Raw genomic sequence first — 265 nt, 5'->3', positions numbered from 1 at the left:
GGATGGCAGTTTTCTGTGCCCATGCCTGTTTGACGGAAGGGTAATGTTTTCATCACATAATCGTCAAAACCAAGCCCATGCGCCCAGCATATTTGACCAAGATAACGATAGATACGCTTGGGAAGGAGTTCAGTGCGAGGAGAGCTAATACCGAGCTTTTCAAAAGGATCTAAAACTACTGCATTTGAGTTTTTAGCATGACCACGGCGATACCATTCAGCAATCATCTGACGGTATTTTTCTACACCTGTATGTGGGTCTGAAT

The 265-nt window shown here is 44.2% G+C and carries 1 protein-coding gene; it reads right to left on the bottom strand.

The window, feature by feature from the left end:
* On the bottom strand, positions 1 to 265 hold a 265-nt coding region (locus AAEY80_RS14595), incomplete at both ends, for an HD domain-containing protein (RefSeq protein WP_502945563.1).

The organism is Psychrobacter sp. 78a-MNA-CIBAN-0178 (assembly GCF_040309625.1).
In the GTDB taxonomy this organism is placed as follows: Bacteria; Pseudomonadota; Gammaproteobacteria; order Pseudomonadales; family Moraxellaceae; genus Psychrobacter; species Psychrobacter okhotskensis.
The sequence above is the reverse complement of the archived record's forward strand: the minus strand, read 5'-3'. Positions and strand labels throughout refer to the sequence as shown.